Annotated in this window: 22 protein-coding genes and 1 tRNA gene; 13 read left to right on the forward strand and 10 right to left on the reverse strand. The window is 72.5% G+C overall.

What is annotated here, in order from left to right; genetic code table 11:
- Positions 1 to 334 precede the first annotated feature (334 nt).
- Together cysS and rlmB are read left to right on the forward strand one after the other, a co-directional pair.
- Complete coding sequence (gene cysS, locus O7624_RS18160) at positions 335 to 1,750, forward strand: cysteine--tRNA ligase (RefSeq protein WP_282236650.1); 1,416 nt, start codon at positions 335 to 337, stop codon at positions 1,748 to 1,750.
- Positions 1,750 to 2,871, forward strand: a complete 1,122-nt coding sequence (gene rlmB, locus O7624_RS18165; protein ID WP_282236651.1) for a 23S rRNA (guanosine(2251)-2'-O)-methyltransferase RlmB — start codon at positions 1,750 to 1,752, stop codon at positions 2,869 to 2,871. Before cysS ends, rlmB begins: the two co-directional genes overlap by 1 nt.
- A 68-nt stretch (positions 2,872 to 2,939) precedes the next feature.
- On the opposite strand, the gene ugpC is transcribed toward rlmB, so the two are convergent.
- On the reverse strand, positions 2,940 to 4,031 hold the full coding sequence (gene ugpC / locus O7624_RS18170) for a sn-glycerol-3-phosphate ABC transporter ATP-binding protein UgpC (RefSeq protein ID WP_282236652.1): 1,092 nt from the start codon (positions 4,029 to 4,031) through the stop codon (positions 2,940 to 2,942).
- Between the two features lie 321 nt (positions 4,032 to 4,352).
- Between ugpC and O7624_RS18175 the strand changes: the two genes are divergently transcribed.
- The 3 genes from O7624_RS18175 (at position 4,353) to O7624_RS18185 (ending at position 6,974) form a co-directional block, all read left to right on the forward strand.
- Positions 4,353 to 4,429: transfer RNA gene (locus tag O7624_RS18175), tRNA-Thr, on the forward strand.
- Positions 4,430 to 4,554: 125 nt separating this feature from the next.
- Complete coding sequence (locus O7624_RS18180) at positions 4,555 to 5,400, forward strand: hypothetical protein (protein WP_282236653.1); 846 nt, start codon at positions 4,555 to 4,557, stop codon at positions 5,398 to 5,400.
- Positions 5,397 to 6,974, forward strand: a complete 1,578-nt coding sequence (locus O7624_RS18185; protein WP_282236654.1) for a hypothetical protein — start codon at positions 5,397 to 5,399, stop codon at positions 6,972 to 6,974. Before O7624_RS18180 ends, O7624_RS18185 begins: the two co-directional genes overlap by 4 nt.
- Before the next feature lie 24 nt (positions 6,975 to 6,998).
- On the opposite strand, the gene O7624_RS18190 is transcribed toward O7624_RS18185, so the two are convergent.
- Positions 6,999 to 8,114, reverse strand: a complete 1,116-nt coding sequence (locus tag O7624_RS18190; protein ID WP_282236655.1) for a glycosyltransferase — start codon at positions 8,112 to 8,114, stop codon at positions 6,999 to 7,001.
- Entirely contained in the window at positions 8,101 to 9,204 is a 1,104-nt protein-coding gene (locus O7624_RS18195; RefSeq protein WP_282236656.1) for a glycosyltransferase family 2 protein, read from the reverse strand. The genes O7624_RS18190 and O7624_RS18195 overlap by 14 nt, the downstream gene beginning before the upstream one ends.
- A gap of 236 nt (positions 9,205 to 9,440) precedes the next feature.
- Between O7624_RS18195 and O7624_RS18200 the strand changes: the two genes are divergently transcribed.
- Positions 9,441 to 10,178, forward strand: a complete 738-nt coding sequence (locus O7624_RS18200) for an enoyl-CoA hydratase/isomerase family protein (protein ID WP_282240675.1) — start codon at positions 9,441 to 9,443, stop codon at positions 10,176 to 10,178.
- Positions 10,179 to 10,201: 23 nt separating this feature from the next.
- Here the strand turns inward: O7624_RS18200 and O7624_RS18205 are convergent, their stop codons facing one another.
- Both O7624_RS18205 and O7624_RS18210 read right to left on the reverse strand, forming a co-directional pair.
- Positions 10,202 to 11,728, reverse strand: a complete 1,527-nt coding sequence (locus O7624_RS18205; RefSeq protein WP_282236657.1) for an FAD-dependent oxidoreductase — start codon at positions 11,726 to 11,728, stop codon at positions 10,202 to 10,204.
- A 40-nt stretch (positions 11,729 to 11,768) separates the two neighbouring features.
- Positions 11,769 to 12,251: an MSMEG_6728 family protein gene (locus O7624_RS18210; protein WP_282236658.1), complete on the reverse strand. Its 483-nt coding sequence runs from the start codon at positions 12,249 to 12,251 to the stop codon at positions 11,769 to 11,771.
- Positions 12,252 to 12,342: 91 nt separating this feature from the next.
- Between O7624_RS18210 and O7624_RS18215 the strand changes: the two genes are divergently transcribed.
- The gene (locus O7624_RS18215; protein WP_282236659.1) at positions 12,343 to 14,133 is read left to right on the forward strand and encodes an NAD-binding protein; all 1,791 of its coding nucleotides are present in this window, start codon (positions 12,343 to 12,345) and stop codon (positions 14,131 to 14,133) included.
- Positions 14,134 to 14,139: 6 nt separating this feature from the next.
- Here the strand turns inward: O7624_RS18215 and O7624_RS18220 are convergent, their stop codons facing one another.
- Together O7624_RS18220 and O7624_RS18225 are read right to left on the reverse strand one after the other, a co-directional pair.
- Positions 14,140 to 15,372: an APC family permease gene (locus tag O7624_RS18220; RefSeq protein WP_282236660.1), complete on the reverse strand. Its 1,233-nt coding sequence runs from the start codon at positions 15,370 to 15,372 to the stop codon at positions 14,140 to 14,142.
- A gap of 9 nt (positions 15,373 to 15,381) precedes the next feature.
- A complete protein-coding gene (locus O7624_RS18225) occupies positions 15,382 to 16,143 on the reverse strand; it encodes a phosphatase PAP2 family protein (protein ID WP_282236661.1) in 762 nt (253 codons plus the stop codon).
- A 103-nt stretch (positions 16,144 to 16,246) separates the two neighbouring features.
- On the opposite strand from O7624_RS18225, the gene O7624_RS18230 reads away from it, so the two are divergent.
- Entirely contained in the window at positions 16,247 to 17,455 is a 1,209-nt protein-coding gene (locus tag O7624_RS18230) for a DUF4032 domain-containing protein (RefSeq protein WP_093403325.1), read from the forward strand.
- Between the two features lie 17 nt (positions 17,456 to 17,472).
- Here the strand turns inward: O7624_RS18230 and nagA are convergent, their stop codons facing one another.
- The 3 genes from nagA to O7624_RS18245 are packed head-to-tail and all read right to left on the reverse strand — an operon-like array spanning position 17,473 to position 20,467.
- Positions 17,473 to 18,582: an N-acetylglucosamine-6-phosphate deacetylase gene (gene nagA / locus O7624_RS18235; protein WP_282236662.1), complete on the reverse strand. Its 1,110-nt coding sequence runs from the start codon at positions 18,580 to 18,582 to the stop codon at positions 17,473 to 17,475.
- A complete protein-coding gene (locus O7624_RS18240) occupies positions 18,579 to 19,541 on the reverse strand; it encodes an ROK family protein (RefSeq protein ID WP_282236663.1) in 963 nt (320 codons plus the stop codon). Before O7624_RS18240 ends, nagA begins: the two co-directional genes overlap by 4 nt.
- The gene (locus O7624_RS18245) at positions 19,538 to 20,467 is read right to left on the reverse strand and encodes a sugar isomerase (protein ID WP_282236664.1); all 930 of its coding nucleotides are present in this window, start codon (positions 20,465 to 20,467) and stop codon (positions 19,538 to 19,540) included. Before O7624_RS18245 ends, O7624_RS18240 begins: the two co-directional genes overlap by 4 nt.
- Positions 20,468 to 20,663: 196 nt before the next feature.
- Here O7624_RS18245 and O7624_RS18250 point away from each other — a divergent pair, with 196 nt between their 5' ends.
- The 5 genes from O7624_RS18250 (at position 20,664) to O7624_RS18270 (ending at position 25,181) form a co-directional block, all read left to right on the forward strand.
- On the forward strand, positions 20,664 to 21,449 hold the full coding sequence (locus O7624_RS18250) for a DeoR/GlpR family DNA-binding transcription regulator (RefSeq protein WP_093403331.1): 786 nt from the start codon (positions 20,664 to 20,666) through the stop codon (positions 21,447 to 21,449).
- A 155-nt stretch (positions 21,450 to 21,604) separates the two neighbouring features.
- Complete coding sequence (locus tag O7624_RS18255; protein WP_282236665.1) at positions 21,605 to 22,615, forward strand: ATP-binding cassette domain-containing protein; 1,011 nt, start codon at positions 21,605 to 21,607, stop codon at positions 22,613 to 22,615.
- A complete protein-coding gene (locus tag O7624_RS18260; RefSeq protein ID WP_282236666.1) occupies positions 22,612 to 23,625 on the forward strand; it encodes an ABC transporter permease subunit in 1,014 nt (337 codons plus the stop codon). The genes O7624_RS18255 and O7624_RS18260 overlap by 4 nt, the downstream gene beginning before the upstream one ends.
- Before the next feature lie 159 nt (positions 23,626 to 23,784).
- The gene (locus O7624_RS18265) at positions 23,785 to 24,162 is read left to right on the forward strand and encodes a DUF3263 domain-containing protein (protein ID WP_093403336.1); all 378 of its coding nucleotides are present in this window, start codon (positions 23,785 to 23,787) and stop codon (positions 24,160 to 24,162) included.
- A gap of 62 nt (positions 24,163 to 24,224) precedes the next feature.
- The gene (locus O7624_RS18270; protein ID WP_282236667.1) at positions 24,225 to 25,181 is read left to right on the forward strand and encodes a hypothetical protein; all 957 of its coding nucleotides are present in this window, start codon (positions 24,225 to 24,227) and stop codon (positions 25,179 to 25,181) included.
- The last annotated feature ends 10 nt before the right edge of the window (positions 25,182 to 25,191 follow it).

Consider the following 25,191-nt stretch of genomic DNA (forward strand, 5'->3'; position numbering starts at 1 on the left):
CTCGACGCCGACTCACCCGACGCTGGCCCGCTTGACGCCGATCCGCTCGACGCCGGCCCGCTTGACGCCGGCCCGCCGGCAAGTGTCGAGCCCACCGGGCCGTTCGGCACCGGGCCGTTCGGCACCGGGCCGTTCGGCACCGGGCCGTTCGGCACCGGGCCCACCGGGCCGTCCGGCGTCGGGCTGTCCGGGGGTGGTACGGCAGCGCCGGGCGTCGCTGGAGTGCTCACGACCAGCAGCGTACGGCCAGCGGGTGGTCATCGACAGGCGCGGAGCGGTCGGGTGCTACCAGGCTCCGACCGGGCAGGCAACAGCGGACGGCTACCCTTGTACGGTGACGCTACGCCTGTATGACACCGCCACCCGCTCGGTGCGGGACTTCGTCCCGCGGGAAGCCGGCAAGGTGGGGGTCTACCTGTGTGGTCTCACCCTCCAGGCACCGCCGCACATCGGCCATCTTCGCTCCGGCGTCAACTACGACGTGTTGCGTCGCTGGCTGACGGTTGCCGGTTTCGAGGTCACCTTCATCCGCAACGTGACCGACATCGACGACAAGATCCTGGTCAAGGCGCAGGAGCAGGAGCGCTCCTTCTGGTCGATCGCGTACGCCAACGAGTTGAAGCTCGCCGAGGCGTACCGTGCGTTGAACGTGCTGCCACCCACCTACGAACCGCGCGCCACCGGTCACATCCCCGAGATGCACGAACTGATCGCACAGTTGATCGAGCGGGGGCACGCCTACCCGGCCACCGACGGTTCGGGTGACGTGTACTTCGACGTGTGCTCGTGGCCGTCGTACGGGGCGTTGTCCAACCAGTCGCCCGACGACATGCAGTCCGCCGGGGACGCGCCGGACCGGGGCAAGCGTGACCCGCGCGACTTCGCTCTCTGGAAGGGCGCCAAGCCGGATGAGCCGGCGGACGCCTACTGGCCGTCGCCCTGGGGGCGGGGCCGACCCGGCTGGCACATCGAGTGCTCGGCGATGTGCTGGCGCTATCTGGGCGCGGAGTTCGACATCCACGGCGGCGGGCTCGACCTGACCTTCCCGCACCACGAGAACGAGCTGGCTCAGTCCCAGGCCGCCGGCCTGCCCTTCGCCCGGTACTGGGTGCATCACGGGCTGCTCAGCATCGGCGGGGCGAAGATGGGCAAGTCGCTGGGCAACGCCCTCGACCTGGCCTACGTCGCCTCCCTCGGGGTGCGCCCGGTCGAGCTGCGCTACTACTACGTGGCCGCCCACTACCGTTCCCGGATCGACTACTCCGAGGAGGCGTTGCGCGAGGCGGCCGTCGCGTACCGGCGGATCGAGGGCTTCGTGACCCGGGCCGTGGAACGGGTAGGCGCGGGTGGGCTGGGCGAGCTGCCGGCCGCGTTCGTCGCCGCGATGAACGACGACCTGAACACCTCGGCCGCGCTGGCGGCGCTGCACGAGGTGCTGCGGGACGGCAACAACGCGCTGGCCGGCGGGGAGGATGTGACCGTCCGCACCACGCTCGCCAGCGTCCGCGCGATGCTGGATATCCTCGGAGTCGACCCTCTCGACCCGGCCTGGACCGGCGGAGCCCGGGCGAGCGACCTCCGTGGTGTGGTGGACTCCCTGATCGCCCTGGCACTGGAACAGCGCGCGCAGGCCCGGGTCCGCAAGGACTGGGCCGCCGCCGACGCGCTGCGGGATCAACTCAAGCGGGCCGGAGTGGTGGTCGAGGACACCCCACAAGGGCCGCGTTGGACTATTGGAGAGCAGGACTGATGGCCGGCAATTCGCAGCGCCGTGGTCGACGGGTGGCGTCCAAGGCCAGTGCCCCGAAGGGGTCCGGCGGAAAGAACCGGGACTCCCTCGCCGGGCGCGGCCGGACGTTGCCGGCCGACGAACGGCCCTGGCACAAGGCGTACTCCGGCACCGAGAAGTTGCCGCAGCGCACCGCCTGGAAGCAGGAGAAGGAACGCCGGGCGGCGGCCGAGGAGGGGCGTGCCCCGAAGATCGGCAAGCCCGGCAGCAAGGACACCACCTGGGGCAAGGGTGGCGGCCGGGGCACGACCGCCACCAATCCGGGGCGCGGTAGGCAGCCCGCCGGGCGGGGCGGTCCCCGGGTCGCGCCGGGACGCAAGTCCAACCCGGCGAAGGACGCGGCGGAGCTGCTGGTCGGTCGAAACCCGGTGCTGGAGGCGCTGCGTACCCAGGTGCCGGCGACCGCGCTCTACACGGCGCAGGGCATCGACGTCGACGACCGGGTCAAGGAGATCATTCGTACCGGCGCCGACCGGGGCATCGCGATCCTTGAGGTCAGCCGTGCGGAGCTGGACCGGATGACCGGCGGCGTGCTGCATCAGGGCGTCGGTCTCCAGGTGCCGCCGTTCGCGTACGAGCCGTTCGAGGACCTGGTCGCCGCCGCACTGGAACAGCCGGCACCGCTGCTGGTGGCGCTGGACGGGGTCACCGATCCGCGTAACCTCGGCGCGGTGATCCGCTCCGCTGCGGCGTTCGGCGCGCAGGGTGTCTTCGTACCGGAACGGCGCGCGGCCGGGATCACCGCGACCGCCTGGCGGACCAGCGCCGGTGCGGCGGCCCGGGTGCCGGTGGCCCAGGTGACCAACCTGACCCGGTCGCTGAAAGCCTGCCAGGACGCCGGGTTCATGGTGGTCGGCCTGGACGCCGACGGGGAGACGGACCTGTACGACCTGGAGGCCGCCGTCGGCCCGCTCGTGGTGGTGGTCGGCTCGGAGGGGCGGGGGCTGTCCCGCCTGGTCGGGCAGACCTGCGACCTCACCGTCAGCATCCCGATGATCTCCGAGGTGGAGTCACTGAACGCCAGCGTCGCCGCCGCGGTCACGCTGGCCGAGGTGGCGCGCCGCCGGGCCGTCGAGGGCTGAGAAACCGCAGAGCGTACGCGAGAAGGGGCGGCCCGCCATCGGCGGACCGCCCCTTCTCGGTTGCTAACTCAGATGCGCTGCCCGGTGGCGGAGTGGAAGACGTGGCTCTGGCCGGTACGCGGCTTCACGAAGATCGTGTCGCCGAGCTTCGGCATGTGCCGACGGTCGGTGCGGACCACGAACCGCTCGGAGGCGCCGTCGAGCGCGGCGTGACCGTAGACGTTGGCGTCGGAGCCCAGGTCCTCGACCAGCTCGACCACGACCGGCATGCCACCCTCGGTCGGGCTGACGATGTCGCAGTCCTCCGGACGGAAGCCCACGGTCACCTTACCGTTGCCACCCTCGGCGTTGGCCGCCTCGACCTGCTCGCGGGTCAGCGGCACGGACATCTCGGCGAACGACGCGCCCTGCTCGCTGAACGGCACGGTCTTGATGTTCATGGCGGGCGAGCCGATGAAGCCGGCGACGAAGACGTTGGCGGGGGTGTCGTAGAGCGTCCGCGGGGTGTCGACCTGCTGGAGCACGCCGTCGAGCATGACCGCGACCCGGTGACCCATGGTCATGGCCTCGACCTGGTCGTGGGTGACGTAGACGGTGGTGATGCCGAGCTTGGCCTGCAGCGACGCGATCTGCGTACGAGTCTGCACCCGCAGCTTGGCGTCGAGGTTCGACAGCGGCTCGTCCATCAGGAAGACCTGCGGCTCCCGGACGATGGCCCGGCCCATCGCGACCCGCTGGCGCTGACCACCGGAGAGCGCCTTGGGCTTGCGGCTGAGGTACTCCTCCAGCTGGAGCAGCGCCGCCGCCTCCTTGACCCGCCTGTCGATCTCGGACTTGGAGGTCTTGCGCAGCTTGAGCGCGAACGCCATGTTCTCGTACACCGTCATGTGCGGGTAGAGGGCGTAGTTCTGGAAGACCATCGCGATGTCGCGGGCCTTCGGCGGCAGGTGGGTGACGTCCCGGTCGTCGATGTAGATCGCGCCGTCGTCGACGTCCTCCAGGCCCGCGAGCATGCGCAGGCTGGTGGACTTACCACAACCGGAGGGGCCGACGAGGACGAGGAACTCGCCGTCGCCGATCTGGAGGTCGAGCTGGTTGACCGCGGGGCGTTCGGTGCCCGGGTAGATCCGGGACGCCTTCGCGTAGGTGACCGTAGCCATGAGGGGGGACGCTTCCTTTCACCGGCAGGAACGTGCCGGACGATCCGAGTGAAGGAGCGACCGGCACGGATGCCCGTACCGGCGCCACGGCCGCCGCGGGGCGAGCCCGTGTCGGCCGTGTCACTGCACGGTAAACGGCTTTCGCCGCAATGCCAAGGTCCACCGTCGAGCGGTACTTCCGAAGCATTCGCATTCCGGTCACTCGGGCATGGGCGGACACGAATCGACGTCCACGCGTCGGGATAATGACGTTTCCCATGCTCGGGACCCCTGCCGAGCAGGAAAACCGGACGTCGGTCGCTATGCTGGCCACGACACAACGCCCCTGTAGCTCAGCTGGCCAGAGCACCCGCCTTGTAAGCGGGATGTCGCCGGTTCGATCCCGGCCGGGGGCTCCATCTATATCGCGCATGGCACACCGGGCGGACATCTCGGCGTGGCCGGGTGTTCAGACGGGCCGGTTAGGCTCCGCCTCCACCCGTCACGCCGTGACCCGTCACCACGACCAGGGGCGCCCGCCACCGTGCACCATGCCAACCACTACTACGGGCACTCCCACGTGCTGGCCCGGTACTGCGGGCTGGACGACCGGGATCCGCCCCGCATCCACGGCTACCTCCAGCACGGCTGGAACATCGGCGACGGCATGGCGTACGACCACGAGTTCGTGCCGGGCGTACCGCTGTTCCTGTGGTCGGAGCGGACCCGGCGGCGGGCCTGGTCCCTCGGCCGCCGGCAGACGTACGTGGTCGGTTCCCCGTGGGCGTACCTGTTGGCGATGGAAGCGGACGACCCGCAACGGCGGGAGGGCACCATCTGGTACCCCTTCCACGGTTGGGAGGGGCAGCAGGTCGTCGGCGACCACGACCGGCTGATCGACGAGATCCGGGCCGTCGAACCGGGCCCGGTGACGGTCTGTCTCTACTGGCAGGAGTACCGATCCACCCGGGTACGCCAGCACTACGAGCGGGCCGGCTTCCGGGTGGTCTGCCACGGCTACCGGGGCGGCCGGTGGCGTGACCTCGACCCCGGTTTCCTCCACCGGCAACTGGCCGAGCTGCGCCGGCACCGCCGGGTCGCCTCGAACCGGCTGTGCAGCGCGGTCTTCTACGGCATCCTGGCCGGCTGTGAACCGGCGGTCTACGGCGATCCGATGCAGCTGGCCGGCGAGGCGCCGATCTGGGGTGGCCAGCCGCGGATTCGTCGCCAGTGGGCGAGCCTGCACGGCCCGCAGATCGACCCGGACGGCGCCCGTGCGCTGGCCGTCGCCGAGCTGGGTGCCGACCGGCTGCTGCCACCGGCCGAGCTGCGCCGGCTGTTCCGCTGGCCCGAGCCCGCCGACCGGCACCGTACGGAGGTTGGTCGATGAGCGAGGTGCACCTGCTCGGTGGCGAGATGCTCGGCTGGTCGGATCTCGACGGCGCGCACGGCCCGGGACCGGTACGCGGGCCGGGGCTGGCGGCCCTGTTGTCCGTCGCGTCCGGCCGCACGCTTGTGGTGGGGCCACACGATCCCCGCCTGCTCGACGCGCTGCCCTCGGCCGACCTGACCGTGCTGGTGCGGGGGCTGCCCGACGCCGAGGCGCTGGCCGACCGTTACGCCGACCGCCCCGGGGTGCGGGTGTGCTGCGGTGGCCCGGAGAAGCTCGCCGGCACGCCCCCGTACGAGACCGTGGTCGCCCTGGACGGGCTGGACCGCCTCGGCTCGGTGGAGGGGGCGCAGCTGTCCTGGGGCGAGACCTTCGACCTGCTGGTGTCGGTGCTGCGGCCCGGCGGCCGGCTGCTGCTCGGGGCCGAGAACCCACTCGGGCTGCACCGGTTGCTGACCTCGCCGCCGAGCGCCGACTCCGACTGGGCGGCACTCGGCGAGTACGACGACTCCCGCCCGGCCGGCCCCGCACGGCTGCGGGCCCGGCTGACGGCGTCGGGGCTGCGGATCGGCGACGCTTGGGCGGTCTTTCCGTCCCCCGTCGCGCCGGCCGCTCTGGTCAACACGGAACTGCTGGCCGACCCGGACCTGACCGGTTTCCTCCAGGCCGTCCTCGGCGACGGCGAGGGTGGGACGCGTGGCCCCGACACCGGACGTGATGGCTCGGTGCCGGCCACACCGCTGCTGGCAGACCCGGCTCGGCTGGCCGGATCCGCCGTCCGGAACGGGATCGCCGTCGAGCTCGCGCCGGCCTGGGTGCTGCTCGGCGAGCGCCTGCCGGATCCGCTGATCCTGGCGGACCAGCCCGCCGCGGGCACCCACCCCGGGGCCGAGCGGACCGGGGCGGTGCCGCCTGCGGCACTGCTGGTGCGGGACGGTCGGCTCCGGAAGGTGGGCCGGGATCCGGTGGGCGGGTGGCGGTTCGCCGACGGCGAGGCCGTTCCGTCGGGACGTACCGTCGAGGATCTGGTGGTGGCCGCGACGTTGCGGCGGGACCTGCCGGCGGTGCGGGCGCTGCTCACCACCTGGCAGTCCGGTGCGGAGGCGGGGATGCCGGCGGACGCAGTCGTCGTCACCCCGGCCGGCATCTGGCACGGTCTGGCCGAGTCCACCGAGCCGATGCTGGCGCTGCGGCGGCTGGCGTCCCGGCTGATCGACGCCGGGCTCGCCGACCTCTGGCCGGCCGGTGAGCTGGCGGCCATGCTGACCACGATGTCCGGTCGGGAGCCGGGAACATCGGTCGACCACGTGGCGGGTGCGGCTGCCGGCGGGTGGCGGGAACTGCTGTCGGACCGGGACCGGCTGGCCCGCGAGCTGTCCGAGGCGCGCGCGCTCCAGGACTGGTACGAACGGACGTTGACCGAGCGTGACGACGAGTTGAAACGGCTGCGCCGGATCGTCTCACTGCTGCACGGCACCCCCACCGCACGGGCCGGCCGCCTCCTGCTGGCCGGTGCCCGTACCGCCCGCCGTACCGCCCGTTCCGCCGTCCGCCGCCTCCGCCCCACCGACTGACGGTCCCACCGAGGGGTGCGGGGGTCAGGGTGAGGGGAGGAGGGAGTCGTAGAGGGATTCGAGGCGGCGGGTCTGCTGGTGCAGGTCGAAGTCGGTCTCGGCGCGGTGGCGGGCGGCCTTGCCGAGGTGGTCGCGCAGCGGTGCGTCGGTGAGCAAACGGCGGAGGTTGGCGGCGAGGGCCGGACGGTCGCCTTCCGCACAGAGCAGGCCGTTCGACTCGTGGGTGACCGCCTCGGGAATGCCACTGTGGTAGGTCGCGACGACCGGCACGCCGAGACTGAACGCCTCCAGGATCGTGGTGGGCAGTCCCTCGGTGTCGCCGTCCGACGCGGTACGCGACGGTGCGGCGAGCAGCCGGGCCTCGGCGATGTGCCGCATCACCTCGGGCGGCGGCAGCGCGCCGGGAAACGTGGCGTCCACGCCCAACTGGGCGGCGCGGACGCGTACCCGCTCATGCAGCGGCCCGGTGCCGACGAGCAGCACGCGGGGGCGCAGTTCGGACAGCATGCCCAGCGCCTCGACGAGATCCTCGACCCCCTTCTTCTCGACGAACCGCCCGACGAACACGACGTCCCATTGCTTCGGCCCGGCCGCCGGCTCGGGTGGCACCGGCACCCCGGTGTGGTGGACGCGGATCTTCGCCGGATCCGCTCCGAGCGCCACCGCCCGGTCCCGGATCGCCCCGGAGACGGCCAGGACCAGTGCGGCCCGGCTGAACATGGACCGCAGGTTTCGCCGATGCCGAGCGCCGCGCGGCCCGGGTGCCGCCGCCTGCCGGGTGACGTCGAGACCGTGCAGGGTGACGACCAACGGAATGCCCAGCTGTTCGACGGTACGGCTGACCAACCAGCCGTCCCCACCGAAGTGCGCGTGCACCAACCCGGGGCGTAGCCGGGCCAGCAGCCGACGCAGCCGGGGTGAGCCGCCGGTCAGCCGCAACCGCAGCCACTCGCGGCGGCCACGCGGCGTGGCCGGGCACAGCACCACGTCGCTGTCCCGGGACAGCGGTGAGGCCACCCGGACGGCGCCCAGGTAGACCGGACGCCAGGTGGACAGCGCGTCGCCCTGGTTGCGGATGAACGTCTCCGAGCCGGGTAGCAGGCAGCTGCGCCATATCACGGCGACCCTATCGCCGGACATCGGCCCCGATCCCCGCCGCCCCGGCGGTGCCGGCCGTGCCCGTCGACGTGCCGGCGATCCTCGCCGCGTCGGCCGTCGCGCCACCCGGCGCTCGTACGCCGGCATCGACGCCGGGCCCCGCGCTCGCGGGTTCCCCGGTCGAGGCCGGGCCGCTGCGCTGGCGACGGCCGAGGATCCGGTCACGTACCCGGTGCCGCAGCTGCGGTGGGAGCAGCCAGATCTGCATGAACGTCAGGTAGTCGACGAGCCCCGGCCGCCCGTGCCGGCGTGCCTCGGCGAGCAGTAGCCGGAACACCCGGAAGCTGCGCGTGGGTGCGGCCATCGAGCTGATGATGCTCATCGTGATGGCCGCGTACGCCCGCGGCGTGATCAGTGGCCGGATCCCGCGCAGCCACTCCAGCTGGGCCTCCCACGGCGAGCTTAGGCTGATCCGTGGCCGGTCCTCGTCCTGGTGCCAGAGCACCAGCGGCTCGGCGGCGATGAGCAGCTTGACGTCCGGATGACTGGTCGCGCGTACGGTCCAGTCCAGTTCCTGCTGCCGGCGCAGCCCGACGGTGAACGGCACCCGGCGCAGCAGTCCGGTAGGCGCCATGATGGTCGAGGTCTGGATGAATCCGTCGCCGTGGAACAGCCCGCGCCGAAGGGTGAGGTACTCGCAGATCGGCTCGCCCGGCTCCGGGAGCCGCCGGGGCATCACGAACTGCGCCCGGGGCGTCTTGTTGATCAGCCGGCTGGCGATGATCGGGCTGCGTACCGTGGCGCTACGGGCCAGCTCCAGTTGCGTGGCGAGCTTGGTGGGAAGCCACTCGTCGTCGTCATCGAGCAGGGCGGTCCAGGGGGCACGCGCCTCCCGCACGCCGGTGTTGCGGGCGTTGGGCGCGCCACCCTTGCCCGGCAGCTCGACCACGCGCAGCCGGGGGTCGCCGATCTCGGCGAGGGCCTTGCCGGTCTCCTCGTCCGGACCGTCGACCACGACGATCACCTCGATGTCGGTGACGGTCTGCGCGAGGGCGCTGCGGACCGCGCGGCTCACCAGCTCCGGGCGGGCGAAGGTGGGGATGACCACGCTGACCTTGGGTGTGGATGGCATGACCACCTGCTCACTCGTGTCGGCTACGACGTGCGCGAACGGTGACGTTATGGGCCGTGGGCGGCCCCGGGGTGAATGCCGGGCGGCGTTCAGGCGTACAGCGGCGGTCGTCGACCGGATCGGCCCACCCAGCCTGGCGCGGAGCGGACGTCGCTAAGGTCGCCGCAGGTGGCGTACGGCGTGGTGCGGCGGAGGGACGGTGGGCGGTGGTGGACGCGGACCTGGTGGTCGAGGTCATGGGTGCGGTGGCCACGGTGGTGATCCGCAACCCGGGGCGGCGCAACGCGATGACCCCGGCCATGTGGCGGCGGCTGCCGGTGCTGCTCGACGGTCTGGAGTCCGACCCGGCGGTACGCGTCGTGGTGCTCACCGGCGCCGACGGCACCTTCTGCGCCGGCGCTGATCTGGGTGATCTGGACGAGCTGCTGGCCGCCGGTGACGGCAGCATCGCCGTCGCGGCGGAGGAACGGCTGGCCACCTTCGCCAAGCCGACCGTGGCCGCCGTCCGCGGCGCCTGCGTCGGTGGCGGCTGCCAGCTGGCGGTCGCCTGCGACCTGCGGATAGCTGCGGCCGACGCACGTTTCGGCGTACCGCCGGCCCGGCTGGGGCTGGTCTACCCGGCACCCACCACCCACCGGCTGGCCCGACTGATCGGCCCGGCGGCGGCGAAGCACCTGCTCTTCACGGGCGAGTTGGTGGCCGCCGAGCGGGCGCTGCGGATCGGCCTGGTCGACGAGGTGCTGCCCGATGCCGACCTGGCCGCCCGGGTCGACGGCCTCACCGGCGTGATCGCCGAGCGTTCGCAGCTCAGCGTCGCCGCCGCCAAGGAGATCGTGGACGGACGGGCGGACGAGGATCGGATGGCCTGGTGGCACGGGCAGGTGCGGGTCAGCGGCGAAGCCCGGGAGGGTGTGGCGGCCTTCCATGAGCGCCGCGCGCCGCGATTCGGTTGGACGCCGCCCGCCGCACCGTGAGCCGGCCCGGCCGGACCTGGAGGTCAGCCTCGGGCGAGCAGACCACGCGGCCGGATCGAGTGGATCGGCTCGGCGGCACCGCCCGCGGCGCGCAGGATGTGGTTCGCCGCGAGGATGCCGGTGGCCGCCGCCCGTTCCATCAGGGCGCTGGGGAAGTCGGTGCCGATGCCGTCGCCGGCCAGGTAGAGACCGGCGGCGTCGGTGCGAACCCCCGGGCGTCCCGCGTGGCTGCCCGGGGTGAAGGCCGGCGCCTTCGCCTCGACCCGGGCACGCAGTTCCCGTACCCGTAGCCGCGTCGTCTCCGGCCAGAGCACGGCCAGTTCGGCCCGCATCCGTTCGGCCAGGCCGGTGGCGGGCACGTCCGGTTCGCAGGCGTACGCGTGCAGCTCGATCACCGAGCCGCCGGCGCGTTCGGCCCACTCGCGGGATTCTCGTTCCAGCCGGTGGTAGAGCGTCACCGAGTCCAGGGTGGCCTGTCGGGACACCCCGCTGAAGATCGCCCGCTCGGGGGCGACGTCGCCGTCGCACCAGTAGCGGGCGACCGCGTACGGCGGGCCGGGCCGACCGTACGCGGGCATCGCCGCCGCCAGCGCCGGGGCCTGCTCGGCCAGCGACGGAGAGCCCGCGACCAGGGCGGCGAGTGCGGGCGGGTCGACGGCGAGCACGACGTGTCCGGCCCGGTAGGTGCCGTGCGTGCTGTGCACCTGCCAACCGTCGGGATCGCGGTGCAGACCGGTGACCGGCTCCCCGGTGCGGATCCGGCCGCCGTGCCGTTCGACGTGCCGGGCCAGCGGCTCCCAGATCGACGTGGCGTAGTCCTCGTCGGGGCAGTCGAAGGCCAGCCCTTCCGGGTTGCCGAGCAGGTAGAAGTGGAACTGCGCGATCATCTCGGCGGCCGACATCTCCGCCTCGTGATTGAAGAACGAGTGGGAGAAGACCTCGAAGAGCATCGCTCTGGCCCGGTCGGGCAGGCGCAACGAGTCGAGCAGCTCGTCGGCGGTGGTGTGGTCGAACTCGGCGTAGGTGCGTACCGGGTCGTACGTCAGCAGCGGCAGGGCCGCGTCCCGGTCCATCCCGCGCAGGTCCCGCAGCCGGAGGCTGGGGCTGCGGACCAGCAGGGTGAGCAGGTTCGCCGGTGGCGCGGGTGGCAGCCGCCCGAACTCCTCGGTCGGCCACTCCGCGCTGAGCACCGGATAGCCGGGCACGGCCCGCAGGAAACGCAGCGTCGGGTCGACCCGGCGCAGGATGTTCCGCCAGTTGTAGTACTGCCGGAAGAAGGCGTGGAAGCCGTGCTCGTTGACCTGCCCGGTCCCGTCGGAGAGGGTCTCCGGCCAGGCACCGAGCCGGCCGCCCAGGGTGGGCGCGGCCTCCAGCACGGTCACCTCGACGCCGCGTTCGGCGAGCACCACCGCGGCGGACATGCCGGCGATGCCGCCGCCGACGACCACGGCGGTGACCGGATGCGGCACCCGGGGGGCGCCACCTCCGCCGGGGTCGACCCGGTGCCGACGTACGCCGATGAACCGTCCGGCCAACTGCGACAGCGTCATGCGAACCTCCCGGTCGACCCTGCCCAGTGTGCGCTGCCGCTCACCCCAGACAGCGGCGGGGGCGGTCGGAGCTCGGCCAGACGTAGTCCAGGTCGTCGGGGACGTCGTCGCCGAAGACGGGACGGTAGTGCGCCGGATCCTTGCGGAGCAGCGACGAACGGTGGCTCAGATGCACGTCGGTCCGGCCGAGCCACGGCGGCAGCTCTCCGGCGACGGCGAGTTCCTGCTGGGAGCGGACCTGCTCGACGCCGCAGGCCGCGGCCAGGTCGACGGTCAACGTGGTGGCGCAGGTGTCGGCCCGGCCGGCCGCGCACCAGACCGAGCAGATGTCCAGCCCGTACCGGGTCAGCGCCTCCTCGTACCCGGCCCACATCTTCACCGCCGGGTGGTTGCGCCAGCCGTACGTGGGCCAGGTCAGCCCGCGTAGCACCTGGATCGCCTCCACCCGCTGCTTGCCGAGCCGTCGCTGATCCAGCGCTCGGGCGCTGGCCAGAAAGTCCGGGTACGGCAGGAAGGTCTGCATGCCGCTGCCCTACCCGTCACCGGCCCGGACATGCGGCGGCGCGGCAGCCACGATCATGACGGGCTGCGCGGGCTGCGACCGGCTGACTACCATGCGGGTCATGGCGGAGCCGCTGCTCGATCGGGCCCTGCGGGCCAGCCGCCGGTTGCGGGTCAACGGGGAGTCCCGGGCACACTACGTGATCTGCGGGCAGGATCCGCTCGCGTACTGGGTGGTGCGGACGATGCTGGCCGGCGAGACACAGGCCGGCCGGGTGCGGATCACCCTGATCGTGCCGGAGCGTCGGCGTTCTCCCGGGCCGGACGGCCGTGACCTGCCGGGCATCGAGGTGATCCGGGCCGACCGGCTGGACGAGGTCACCTTCCGCCGGGCGGGGCTGGCCGAGGCCGCCGGCCTGGCCCTGCTGCACCAGGACGACGTGGGCAACATGCACGCCGCGCTCTGCGCGCAGGAGGTGGAGCCCCGGCTGCGCCTGGTGGTGCGGATGTTCAACACCGGCCTGGCCAACGGCGTACGGCAGATCTTTCCCGACTCGGCGGTGCTCTCCGACGCCTCGATGGCCGCGCCGGCCTTCGTGGCCGCCGCGCTCGGCGAGATCGCGCCGACGCATTTCCGGCACGGCGGGCGCACGCTCTACGTGGCCCGCCGCGACGACGTACGCCCGAGCGAGATCGTCTGCGGGGTGGCCGACACCCGCGACGCGCAGCAGGATCTGGTGCTGCCGGCCGACGACCGGGAAGCCGACGTGGTGCTCGCCGAGGCGGTCGGCCGGCCGGCCGGCACCGAACTTGCCGCGCGGCGGCTGGCCCGGGCCCGGCGGCGGCGTCGGCCGGTCGCGATGGTGCTCCGGGCGATCCGCAGCTTCGCCACCCGGAAGATCGGGATCGCGGTGCTCGTGCTGCTCGCCATGGTGGCCGCCCTGGGCGGGCTGTACGCCAACGCGGCCCACGTCGGCTGGGGCGACGCGCTCTACCTGACGCTGGTCACCACCCTGACCGGGCAGGATCCGGACACCGCCAAGTCGGCCGCCGAGCAGGTCATGCAGGTGGTGCTCAATCTCGCCGGGCTGGCGCTGATCCCGCTGATCACGGCGGTGGTGGTCGACGGGGTGGTGAACGCCCGGCTGGCCCTGCACACCGGGCGGATCCTGCCCGAGCGCTCCGGGCACGTGGTGGTGGTCGGGCTCGGCAACATCGGCACCCGGGTGATGGCCCAGCTCAACGACTTCGGCGTCGAGGTGGTGGCGATCGACAAGAGCGCGGACGCGCGCGGTGCCGGGCTGGCCCGGCGGCTCGGCGTACCGATGGTGGTGGGCGACGCGGCGCAGGAGGAGACGTTGCGGGCCGCCTCGGTGGCGACCTGCCAGGCGCTGGTGGTGGTCTCCACCGACGACGGCGCCAACCTCCGGGCCGCGCTGAATGCCCGTGCCCTCGACGACCAGCTCCGCGTGGTGCTGCGGCTCTTCGACGGCGACTTCGCCGAACGCGTCCAACGGGCCTTCGGCATCGGCACCTCGCGCAGCGTCTCCTACCTGGCGGCACCGTCGTTCGCCGCCGCCCTGCTGGACCGCGCGGTGATCGCCACCATCCCGGTTGGCCGGCACGCGTTGCTGGTCACCGAGGTCCCGGTGGCCGCCGGCTCGGACCTGGACGGTCGTACGCTCGCCACCGTCGGGCGGGCCGGCAGCGTACGCCTGCTCGCACACGCCCGGACCGGGCAGCGCCTCGACTGGTCACCCGACCCGCGCATGGTGATCGTGGCGGGCGACCGGCTGACCGTGGTGGCCCGCCGGGCCGGTCTGAACGCGTTGCTCCGCGAGGTCGCCCCTCCGGAGCCGGCAGCGCCTTCCGGCACACCGGTACCGCGCGAAGCGACGGAGTGACCCTCGTCAGCGGCGGGCTGACCGGAGTGCGTACCAGGCGGCGCCGAGGGCGAGCACGCCGAAACCGGCGAGCACGCTGGACAGTGGCAGGTTGACCGCGAGCAGTACGCAGCCGACCAGCCCCGCCACCGCGAGTGCCTGCACCGGCAGCTTCCGCTCCGGTTCCCGCCCCAGGGTCAACGCGGCGGCGTTGGTGATGGCGTAGTAGACCAGCACGGTGCAGGCGGAGAAGCCGATAGCCCCCCGCACGTCACCGAGCACGACGACCAGGATCACCACCGCGGCCACCGCCAGCTCGGCCCGGTGCGGCACCTGGTGCCGGGGGTGCACCGCGGCCAGCCCGGCGGGCAGGTCCTGCTGGCGGGCCATCGCCAGCGTGGTGCGACCCACCCCGGCCAGCAGGGAGAGCAGCACCCCGGTCACCGCGATCGTCGCGCCGGCCCGGACCACCCACTCCAGGCCGGGCAGCCCGACCGCGCCCACCACGTCGGCGAGGGGCGCGGCGGAGGCGGCCAGCCGGTCCGCGCCGAGGACGCCGACGGCCACCACCCCCAGGATCAGGTAGATCACCAGCACCAACCCGAGCGCCAACGGCACCGCCCGGGGAATGGTGCGCTGCGGGTCGCGTACCTCCTCGCCGAGGGTGGCGATCCGGGCGTACCCGGCGAAGGCGAAGAAGAGCAGCCCGGCGGCGGTCAGCACCCCCCGGGCGGTGCCGCCAGGCTGGTCGATCCGGTCGATCGAGACGCTCGTCGCGCCGACCACCGCGACGAGCGCGAGCACGGCGAGCACCAGGAGCACCAGGATCCGGGTGGCGGCGGCGGTCTTGCCGATGCCGCGCAGGTTCACCGCGGTCACCGCGACAACCGCCAGCACCGCGACGAGCCGGGCCTGCCCCGGCCAGAGGTACGCGCCGATGGTCAGCGCCATCGCCGCGCAACTGGCCGTCTTGCCGATCACGAAACCCCAGCCGGCGAGGAACCCGGCGAACGGGTTCAGCCGCTCCCGACCGTAGACGTAGGTGCCACCGGACTCCGGATAACGGGCGGCCAGCCGGGCGGAACTTGTCGCGTTGCAGAACGCGATGAACCCGGCCAGGGCCAGAGCGAGAAGCAGTCCGGTGCCGCCGGCCGCCGCAGCGGCCGGGGCGAAGACCACGAAGATGCCTGCGCCGAGCATCGATCCGAGGCCGATGACGACGGCGTCCGGTACACCCAGCCGGCGCGCGAGTCGGTCCACGCCGGCACCCTACCGGTGCCGGGCGAACGGCCCGTCCCACTGCCGAAGGTGCCCGGGCAGCGGCAGGTCGTCCCAGGGCACCCGGTGCAGCAGCCGGTCCAGCAGCAACCCCAGCAGCAGGGCGGCCAGCCCGTCGGTGAGCCAGTGGAAGTTGAGGTAGGTGGTGGTGACCAGCAGGATTCCCGGCGGCGCGTACCGCACCAGCCGGTACAGGCCGGCCGGCAGCCGACCGACGGTCAGCGACACCAGCAGCAGGGCGATGACGCCGTACCAGACGATCGCGTTGGCCACGTGCCCCGACGGGTACGACATCGAGTAGGCACCGGCCGGCAGGTGGTTGAAGACCTGCACAGCCTCCTGCGGCGCCAGGAACGGCTCCTTGACCGAGGCGGTGGGCGCCGCCCGGTCAGTCCAGAGCTTGAGCGGACCGATGGTCACCATGGTGATCAGGAGGGCACCCGCGACCAGCAGGAACGGCCGGATCGTCCGGCGACGCCAGGCCACCGCCACCGCCAGTGCGCCGGAGAGCGGCAGCAGCAGGCCGCCGCCCTGTCCGAGCAGGTTGAACGCCCGGGCGGTCCAGTACAGCGGGGCCGGGTCGTGGGTGAAGGCCCACTCGCTGACGGCGAGGTCGAGATCGAGCAGGTGACCGCTGGCGAGCGCGGCGGTCAGCGCCACGAACCCGGCCACCAGCACGGCGTCGAACCACCAGCCGGCTGGGCGTACCGGTGCCGGGCGGATTCTCCGGCGTACCGATGTCGTCTCCCGCACCCCGATCACGCTACCGGCCCGCGCGGTGCCTCCGGCGGACGGCGACTGTGGGCCGAGCCACGTAGGGAGGCGTTCCGGCGGAGGAAACGTCAAACTTGACGCCGTGCGGATCACCTCGGCCCTCGTCGACCCGGCGCTGCTCGACCTTCCCTGGTCGACACCGCTGGAGCAGTGGCCGGCCGAACACCTGGTCGCGCTGCCGCAGGGCATCTCCCGGCACGTGGTGCGGTTCGTGCAGTTGGGCGGGCACGTCTACGCGGTGAAGGAGACCGGCGAGCGGGTGGCCGAGCGGGAGTACGACCTGCTGCGTGCCCTGGAACGGATCGACTTCCCGTCGGTGAAGGCGGTGGCGATCGTCGCCGACCGGGAGTCCGACGCCGGTGAGCCGCTGGACCCGGTACTGATCACCCGTCATCTCCAGTTCTCCCTGCCGTACCGGGCGCTCTTCTCCCACACGCTGCGGCCACCGACGATGGGGCGGCTGCTCGACGCGCTCGCCGCGCTGCTGGTCCGGATGCATCTGACCGGCTTCTTCTGGGGTGACTGCTCGCTGTCGAACACGCTGTTCCGGCGGGACGCCGGTGCCTTCGCCGCCTATCTGGTCGACGCCGAGACCGGGGCGCTGCGCAGCGTGCTCTCCAACGGCCAGCGTGGCGAGGACCTGGAGATCGCCCGGGTCAACATCTTCGGCGAGGCGCTCGACCTCCAAGCGGCCGGGCTGCTGCACGACTCGATCGACCCCGAGGTGGTCTGCGAGGAGGTGGTGCAGCGCTACGAGCGACTCTGGCACGAGATCACCTACGAGCAGCAGGTCGAGCGCGCGGCCCGGCACGACATCGAGGGGCGCATCCGCCGGCTCAACGAGCTGGGCTTCGATGTGGCGGAGGTGGCCATGTCGAGCATCGACAACGGCCGGTACCTGATTCGGCCGAAGGTGGTCGACGCCGGGTACCACCATCGCCGGCTGCTCCGCCTCACCGGGCTGGACGCGGAGGAGAACCAGGCCCGCAAGCTGCTCAACGACCTGGACGCGTACCGGGCGGAGAGCGACCTGACCGACGAGCAGCAGGCCGCGCACCGTTGGCTGACCGAGGTGTTCGAGCCGGTGGTCCGGGCGGTACCGGCGCACCTGCGGCGCAAGCTGGAGCCGCAGGAGCTGTTCGCCCAGATCATCGAGCACAAGTGGCTGCTCTCCGAGCAGGCCGGTCGGGACGTGGGGATGCGCCACGCGGTGCAGTCATTCCTGTCGGACGTGCTGGTGCACCGCCCGGACGAGCAGGCCGTTCTCGGCGTGGAGATCTCCGCGGGCTGACCTGGCGGCTGCCGGGTTCACTCCACCCAGGCACCGGCCCGCATCACCCGGACGATCTCCAGGTCGTCGTCGAGCACCACCAGGTCGGCGCGGAGCCCGGTCTGGAGGGTGCCCACCTGGTCGCCGAGGCCGACGGCCAGGGCCGGCGTGGTGGACGCCATGCGTACCGCGTCGGGGACCGAGACCCCGGCGGCGACCGCACGGCGCAGCGCCGCGTCCATGGTCAGCGTGCTCCCCGCGATCGCCCCGTCGCGGGAGAGCCGGGCCACCCCGTCGCTCACCGTCACCGCCTGGCCGCCCAGCTCGTACTCGCCGTCCGGCATGCCGGCGGCGGCCATCGCGTCGGTGACCAGCGCGCACCGTTCCGGTCCGGCAGTCGACGTGGCGAAGGTGAGCGTCCCCTCGTGCAGGTGCACCCCGTCGGCGACCAGCTCGCAGATCACGTTCGGCGCGCTGAGCAGCGCCACCACGGGGCCGGGGTCGCGGTGGTGCACCGGGCGCATCCCGTTGAACAGGTGGGTGCCGACGGTCGCGCCCGCCGCCACGGCAGCGCGGGTCTGGTCGTACGTGCCGTCGGTGTGGCCGACAGCGGCGACCACCCCGTGTCGGGTGAGCAGTTCCACGGCTTCCAGCGCGCCCGTACGCTCGGGAGCGAGGGTGACCATCCGGACCGCGCCGTCACCGATCTTGATGAGCTCGGTCAGCTCGTCGGCGGAGGGATCCCGCAGGAAATCCGGGTTCTGCGCACCGCACCGGGCGGCGGAGAGGTACGGCCCCTCGAAGTGGATGCCGCCCAGCACCCCGTCGCGGACCAGCGGCGCGAAGGCGGCGGTGGCCGAGCGCATCAGCTCGAACGGGGAGCTGACCAGGCTGGCCAGCAGGCTGGTGGTGCCGTGCCGCAGGTGGAACGCGGCGGCGGCCCGGGCCTGGTCGGCGTCGCCGGTGGTGAAGGTGTGCCCGCCGCCGCCATGGCTGTGGATGTCCACGAACCCGGGCACGATCCAGTGCCCGTCGCGCACCGACGGGTACTCGGCGACCGCACTGATCCGGTCGCCTCTGACCTCGACGCAGCCCTGCCAGATCACCCCGCCGGGGGTCACCACCTTGCCGTTCACCCGTACGGTCATGGCGTCTCCAACTGGTCGAGGGCGAGTAGGGCGGCGCCGAGGCAGCCCGCCTCGTCGCCGAGGACGGCCGGGACCAGTTGCGGCTCCCGGTGGAAGGTCAGCCGGTCCCGCAGCGCGGCACGCAGCGGGTCGAACAGCCCGGCGCCGGCCTGGGCCAGGCCGCCACCGAGGACGATGGTCGCCACGTCGAACAGGGCCTGGGCGGTGGCGAGGCCGTCGGCAAGTGCCTCGACCGCCTCCCGCCAGACCCGGGTGGCCACTTCCTCGCCGGCCGCCGCCCGGGCAGCCACCTGGGCGGCGGTCACCATGGTCCGCCCCGGGCCCGGTCCGGCGGCGGACCCATCGTCCGGTGCGGTGGTCAGTTCGGCGTAGCGGCGGGCGACGGCCGAGGCGGAGGCGAGCGCCTCCAGGCAGCCCGACCGTCCGCAACCGCAGACCGGCCCGTCCGGGCGGACCAGGATGTGACCGAGTTCCCCCGCGGCACCGTGCGCCCCGGTGGCGGCCGAGCCGGCCACCACGTGCGCGGCGGCGATGCCGGTGCCGATCGCAACGAAAAGCACATGCCCGGTGGTTCGGCCGGCACCCAGCCGCGCCTCGGCGAGGCCACCGGCGCGTACGTCGTGGCCGAGCGCCGTGGGCAGGCCGAGTCGCGCGGACGCCAGGTCGCGCAGGGGTACGTCCCGGAAGCCGACGTTCGCCGACCAGACCGCGACGCCGCGCGCCTCGTCCACGACGCCGGGCACCACGATGCCGAGCGCGATCGGGGTGAGCCCGTCCGCGCGGGCCTTGCCGGCGAGTCCCTCGGCCACCGTCAAAATCGTCTCGACCACGGCGTCGGGGCCGCGCCCGGCGTCGGTGGGGTGTCGTTCGGCGTGCCGCACCACACCGTCCGTGTCGACAAGCGCGCATTTCATTCCGGTGCCACCCACGTCCAGCGCGACGGCAACCTCTCCGATCACGTGAGAACCACGGACCGGCTCAGGTGCCGGGGTGCGTCGGGGTCGAGGCCGCGACTGGTGGCCAGCGCGACGGCGAAGCGCTGGGCCAGGATCAGGTCGGCCATCGGGTCGACCGGGGTACGCCCGGCGGCCCACCGACCGAGCACCGTGCGGTAGCCGTGGGTGCGGCTGTGTGCGAAGGATGCGCCGGTGGCCGCGACGTCCTCGGGCAGCCCGTCGGGCAACTCGCCGAAGGCCCAGACCAGCCGGCCGGGAGCGGCCACCGAGATGGGGCCGTGCCGGTAGTCCATCGCGGGGTACGCCTCGGCCCAGAAGGTGGCCGCCTCGCGGCACTTCAGCGCGGCCTCCTGGGCCAGGCCGATCGTCCAGCCCCGACCGAGGAAGGTGACCTGCTCGATCAGGCTCGGGTCGATCGGCAGTGGGGCCCGGACGGCGACCTCCGCGTCGGCGACCAGTGCGGTCATGTTGTCGCCGAGGTTGGCGCGGAGCAGCGCCAGCGCGGTGGTGGCGAAGCGGGTCTGCACCACGGAGCGTTCGTCGGCGAACGGCAGGGTGACGGCGGCGTCTGCGATCTCCACCACCGGAGACCCGGGATCGCCGACCAGCACCGTGGTCGGTGTCCGGCCGCGCAGCGCGGCGAGCAGGTCCAGCACCTCCGTGGTGGTGCCGGAGCGGGTGATCGCCAACAGCCGGTCGTAGTGGCGGCCGGCGGGAAACTCGCTGGCCTGGAAGGCGTCGGTCTCGCCCTGGCCGGCTGCCTCGCGGCGGGCCGCGTACGCCATGGCCATGAACCACGACGTGCCGCAGCCGACGACGGCGACCCGCTCACCGGGGCGGGGGAGGCGGTCGAGCATCGCCGGGGCCAGCTCGCTCGCCTGACGCCAGCAGTCCGGCTGGCTCGCGATCTCCGCGTGGACGTACGCCATGAGAACTCCTCGCAGGGGCGGAGCCTTGCGCATTACGGCTCGTTAATCCCGTCTTTCGCGCGCCATTCTGCGTGAAACTTACCGGAAATGGCAACCACGGGAGCGATCGCGCAGAGATGGTTTTTGCCTCTTCGTAGTTTCGAGCACTACTGTGCACGCAACCAATCACCGATCGTGCAGACACGGGAGGCCCGGGGTGGACCGCTACGCGAGATGGAACGCCCTGCTCGAAATGCTTACCGACTCGGGCCGGGTCACCGTGGAAGAGGCCGCCGAACGGCTCGACGTCTCCCAGGCGACCATCCGTCGGGATTTCGACCAACTCGCGCAGCAGCAGATGATCACGCGTACCCGGGGTGGAGCGGTCGCCAACGGGGTCTCGTACGACCTGCCGCTGCGCTACAAGACGGCCAAGCACTCGGCGGAGAAGCAGCGCATCGGCGCGGCGGCGGCCGCGCTCGTCTCGCCGGGCACGGTGGTCGGCCTCAACGGTGGCACCACCAGCACGGAGGTGGCTCGGGCGCTGGCGGTGCGCCCGGATCTCAACACCAACGCCGAGGGCGCCCAGCTGACCGTGGTCACCAACGCCCTGAACATCGCCAACGAGTTGCTGGTCCGGTCCCGGATGAAGGTGGTGGTGGCCGGCGGCGTGGTGCGGCCCAAGTCCTTCGAGTTGGTCGGGCCGCTGGGCGGGGCGCTGCTCCGCGAGGTCACGCTGGACGTGGCGCTGCTCGGGGTGGACGCCATCGATCCGCTTCTCGGTGCGGCAGCTCATCACGAGGGTGAGGCGGCGATGAACAACCTCATGGTGGCGCGGGCCAAGCGGGTCGTGATCATCGCGGACTCGTCCAAGCTGGGCGGTCACGCCTTCGCTCGGATCTGCCCGGTCGACCGGGTCGAGACGCTGGTCACCGATTCCGGCGCCGCGCCCGAGGTGGTCGACGCCTTCCGCGCCGCCGGGGTCCACGTCATCTGCGCCTGAGCGCTCCGGCCCCGAGGCTGACCTGGCGTCGCTTCGTCGACGCTCACGGTATTGAAATCTTCCGTTCGGCGTGGCGCTGCATACCGGGTATTGCCTGCGGCTGCATACCGCGTATGGTGTCGTCGTCGCCCACACACCAACGGGGGAGGTGCAGCTTGCCAGCTGTCCTGGAAATCGAAGGTCTACGAAAGACGTACCGAAGCCGACGCCGTGGCACCCGCAACGCCCTGGACGGCTTCGACATGCGGGTCGAGGCGGGCCAGGTGCACGGCTTCCTCGGTCCCAACGGGTCCGGCAAGACCACCACGCTGCGTACGCTGCTCGGCCTGATCCGGCCGGACGGCGGCCGGATGGCGATCCTCGGGCACGAGGTGCCCGGGACGCTGGACCAGGTCGCCCCGCAGGTCGGCGCGATCGTGGAGAGCCCGCAGTTCTTCCCGCACTTCACCGCGCGCGACACGCTGTCGCTGCTGGCCGGTGCCGGTGACCTGCCCGAGCAGCGGGTCGACGAGGTGCTGGAGCTGGTCGGTCTACGCGATCGGGCCGGTGAGCGGGTCAAGACGTACTCGCTCGGCATGAAGCAGCGGCTCGCGGTCGCCTCGGCGTTGCTCAAGAACCCGCGGCTGTTGATCCTGGACGAGCCGGCCAACGGTCTCGACCCGGGCGGCATCCGGGAGATGCGCACGCTGATGCGTAACCTCTCCGAGGCCGGCATGACGGTGGTGCTGTCCAGCCACATCCTCGGCGAGATCCAGCTGATCTGCGACTCGGTCACCATCATCTCGCTGGGCCGGCGGGTCGCCTTCGGCCCGGTCGACGAGGTGCTGGCACAGCACTCCTCCGGCGCGGTCCGGGTGCGGCTGGAGGCGGTCACCGACCTGCCGGTCGCCGCCACGGCGCTGACCCGGGTCGGCGTACGCGTCACCACCAACGACGACCACCTGATGCTCGCCGGGGTGGACAAGCCGGCCACGGTCACCCGGATCCTGGCCGAACAGGGCCTCTACGTCAGCGAACTCGCGCCGATCGCTGTCGACCTGGAGAGCGTCTTCCTCGAACTGACCGCCACCGCGCCGGTACCCGGCCAGCACCGGCAGGTCGACCAGTCCGTACGAATCGACGGGACGGCGCCTTCCGCGCCCGCCGGAGGAGGTTGGGGCGCGTGAGTCTCTTCCGTACCGAACTACGCCGGCTGGCCAAGCGGCGCTTCGCCCGTTGGATGACCGCCGGTGGCCTGCTGGTGCTGGTGCTGGTGGCGGCGGGCATGTTCCTGAGCAACCAGAAGATCGGCCCGGACCAGCTTGCGGAAGCGCGGCAGGCCGCCGACCGGCAGCATCAGGAGCAGGTCCGCTGGGCGGAGCAGGAGCGCGCAAACTGCGAGCGGGCCAAGGCAGCAGGCGAGAACGTCGACTACTACCCGGCCGACTGCGCTGAGATCAGCCCGCCACCACGGGAGTCGATCGAGGAGCAGTGGTTCCTGCCCTCGACCTTCGACTTCCGGAAGAGCTTCGGCGAGATGCTGATTCCGCTCGCCGCGATTCTGGCCCTGGTCGGGTTCGTGGTCGGTGCCTCGTTCGTGGGTGCCGAGTGGAACACCGGCGGGATGATGAATCTGTTGCTCTGGCGGCCGAAACGGCTGACTGTCCTGCTGACCAAGCTGGGCGCGCTGCTCACCGGTCTGCTGGCGCTGGCACTGCCCGCCACGGCGGCCTGGTTCGGCAGCATGTGGCTGGTCGCCAACCTACGCGGCACCACCGAGGGGATGACCTCGGGTACCTGGCAGTCGTTCCTCATCACCGGGCTGCGCGGCATCGTGCTGGCACTGGTCGCGGCGACGGTGGGCTTCGCTCTGGCCTCGCTCGGCCGGCACACCGCGATGGCGCTCGGCGGGGCGATCGCGGTCATGGTGGTCGGCCAGGTCGGGCTCGGCATCCTGCTGTCCATGGCGCAGGTGCGCTTCGCCGAGGCGTGGCTGCTGCCCACCTACGCCATCGCCTGGATGACCAAGACGGTCACGCTCCAGGACTGGCAGGCGTGCAACGCGACCTACACCGGTGAGTGCGAGCCGGCCACCCTGGACATCACCTGGCAGCACTCCTCGGTGCTGTTCAGCGTCGGGATCGTGCTTTTCCTCGGCGCGGCGCTGTGGACGATGCGCCGGCGCGACATCACCTGAGCCGGCCGGTGGCGGACCGTCCTCGCCGGAGCGGTCCGCCACCGCCCCTCTTTGTCGCGGTGGCCCGCCGGCTGGTGGGATGCGGCAGGTGGTGGCCCTCGTTAGGCTGATGGGCCAGGTTGGCCTTGCCGTGCCGGCCGCCCCCGGATGAGGAGCACGATGCAGCCCGCCGACGCCACCCCGGCAGCGCAGACCGGTCCGGACGCCGTCACGGTGCCACCGCCGAGATCCGCCCCCGAGGTCGAGTCGACGTCACCGGACCCTGCGGAGTCACCTGCCGACGCCGGTGGGGAAGCGGCCACGGCCAGCGGGCTGGACGAGCGGGAACGGGAGATGCTTGCCTTCGAGCGGCAGTGGTGGCGGCACGCCGGTGCCAAGGAACAGGCCATCCGCGACCGGTTCGGGCTCTCGGCCACCCGCTACTACCAGCTGCTGAACGCGCTGCTGGACAATCCGGCGGCCCTGGCCGCCGACCCGGTGCTGGTGGGCCGGCTGGTGCGGCTGCGCGCCTCCCGAACCCGCAACCGCCGCCGCTAGGCTTGCGACCTCGACGTGTCGTCCGGTGCTGAGTGGGTAGCCGGGGGCGCGGGGAGGTGGCGATGAGCGACGGGGGGCCCAGACAGCCGGGACGAATCGCGCAACCGGAGACCAGCGTGCCCGAGGCGGCCCCGGACGAGCGCCGGCGAGGTGCGGTGGTCGGGACCGCACCCACCATGCGGGTACGATCCGCGTCCGCCCCGCCACCCGGCCGGGCAGTCAACGAGGACCTGGTGTTCCGCTTCGGGCCGCTGGTCGGGGTGCTCGACGGCGCCACCGTGCCGGAGGGCTTCGACACCGGCTGCGTACACGGGCCGCAGTGGTACGTCCGGCACCTGGCCGCCCGGCTCGGCCTGGCGGAGGCCGCCCGCCCGGCCGCCACGCTGGTGAGCAACCTGGCCGCGGCGATCCTCGCGGTCCGTTCCGACCATGGCGAGCAGTGCGACCTCGACCACCCCGGCACCCCGTCGAGCACGGTGTGCCTGCTCCGCGACGGCGGTGACCAGGTCGACTACCTCGTGCTCTGCGACAGTCCGCTGGTGCTCGACACCGGTGAACGCGTCGACGTGGTGGCCGACGACCGGCTCGCGGCCTCGGCGGACAACCTGCGCGAGACCGCCGACCTGCTGCCCGAGCCGACCGACTGGGCCACCCGGTTCCGACGCGCCGTCACGGCGCAGCGGGAGCGGATGAACCGTACCCACGGTTACTGGGTCGCCGCCGCCGACCCGGACGCCGCCTACCACGCGGTGGTCGGCACCGTGCCACGGCACGGGCCGGCGGCGTTGCGCCGCGCCGTGCTGCTCTCCGACGGTGCCTCCGCCCTGGTCGAGGAGTTCGGACTGCTCGACTGGTCCGGCCTGTTGAACGTGGTGGCCACGGAGGGTCCGGACGGGCTGATCGACCGGGTCCGCACCGCCGAACGGGACCACCCCGACCGGCGACGCCGGCACAAGGCGGCCGACGACGCCTCCGCCGTCTACTGCGAGTTCGCCCGGCCGGACGATCGCGGAGCGTGACCCGGGAGGT

It is taken from the genome of Verrucosispora sp. WMMD1129, from assembly GCF_029581255.1.
GTDB lineage: Bacteria > Actinomycetota > Actinomycetes > Mycobacteriales > Micromonosporaceae > Micromonospora > Micromonospora sediminimaris.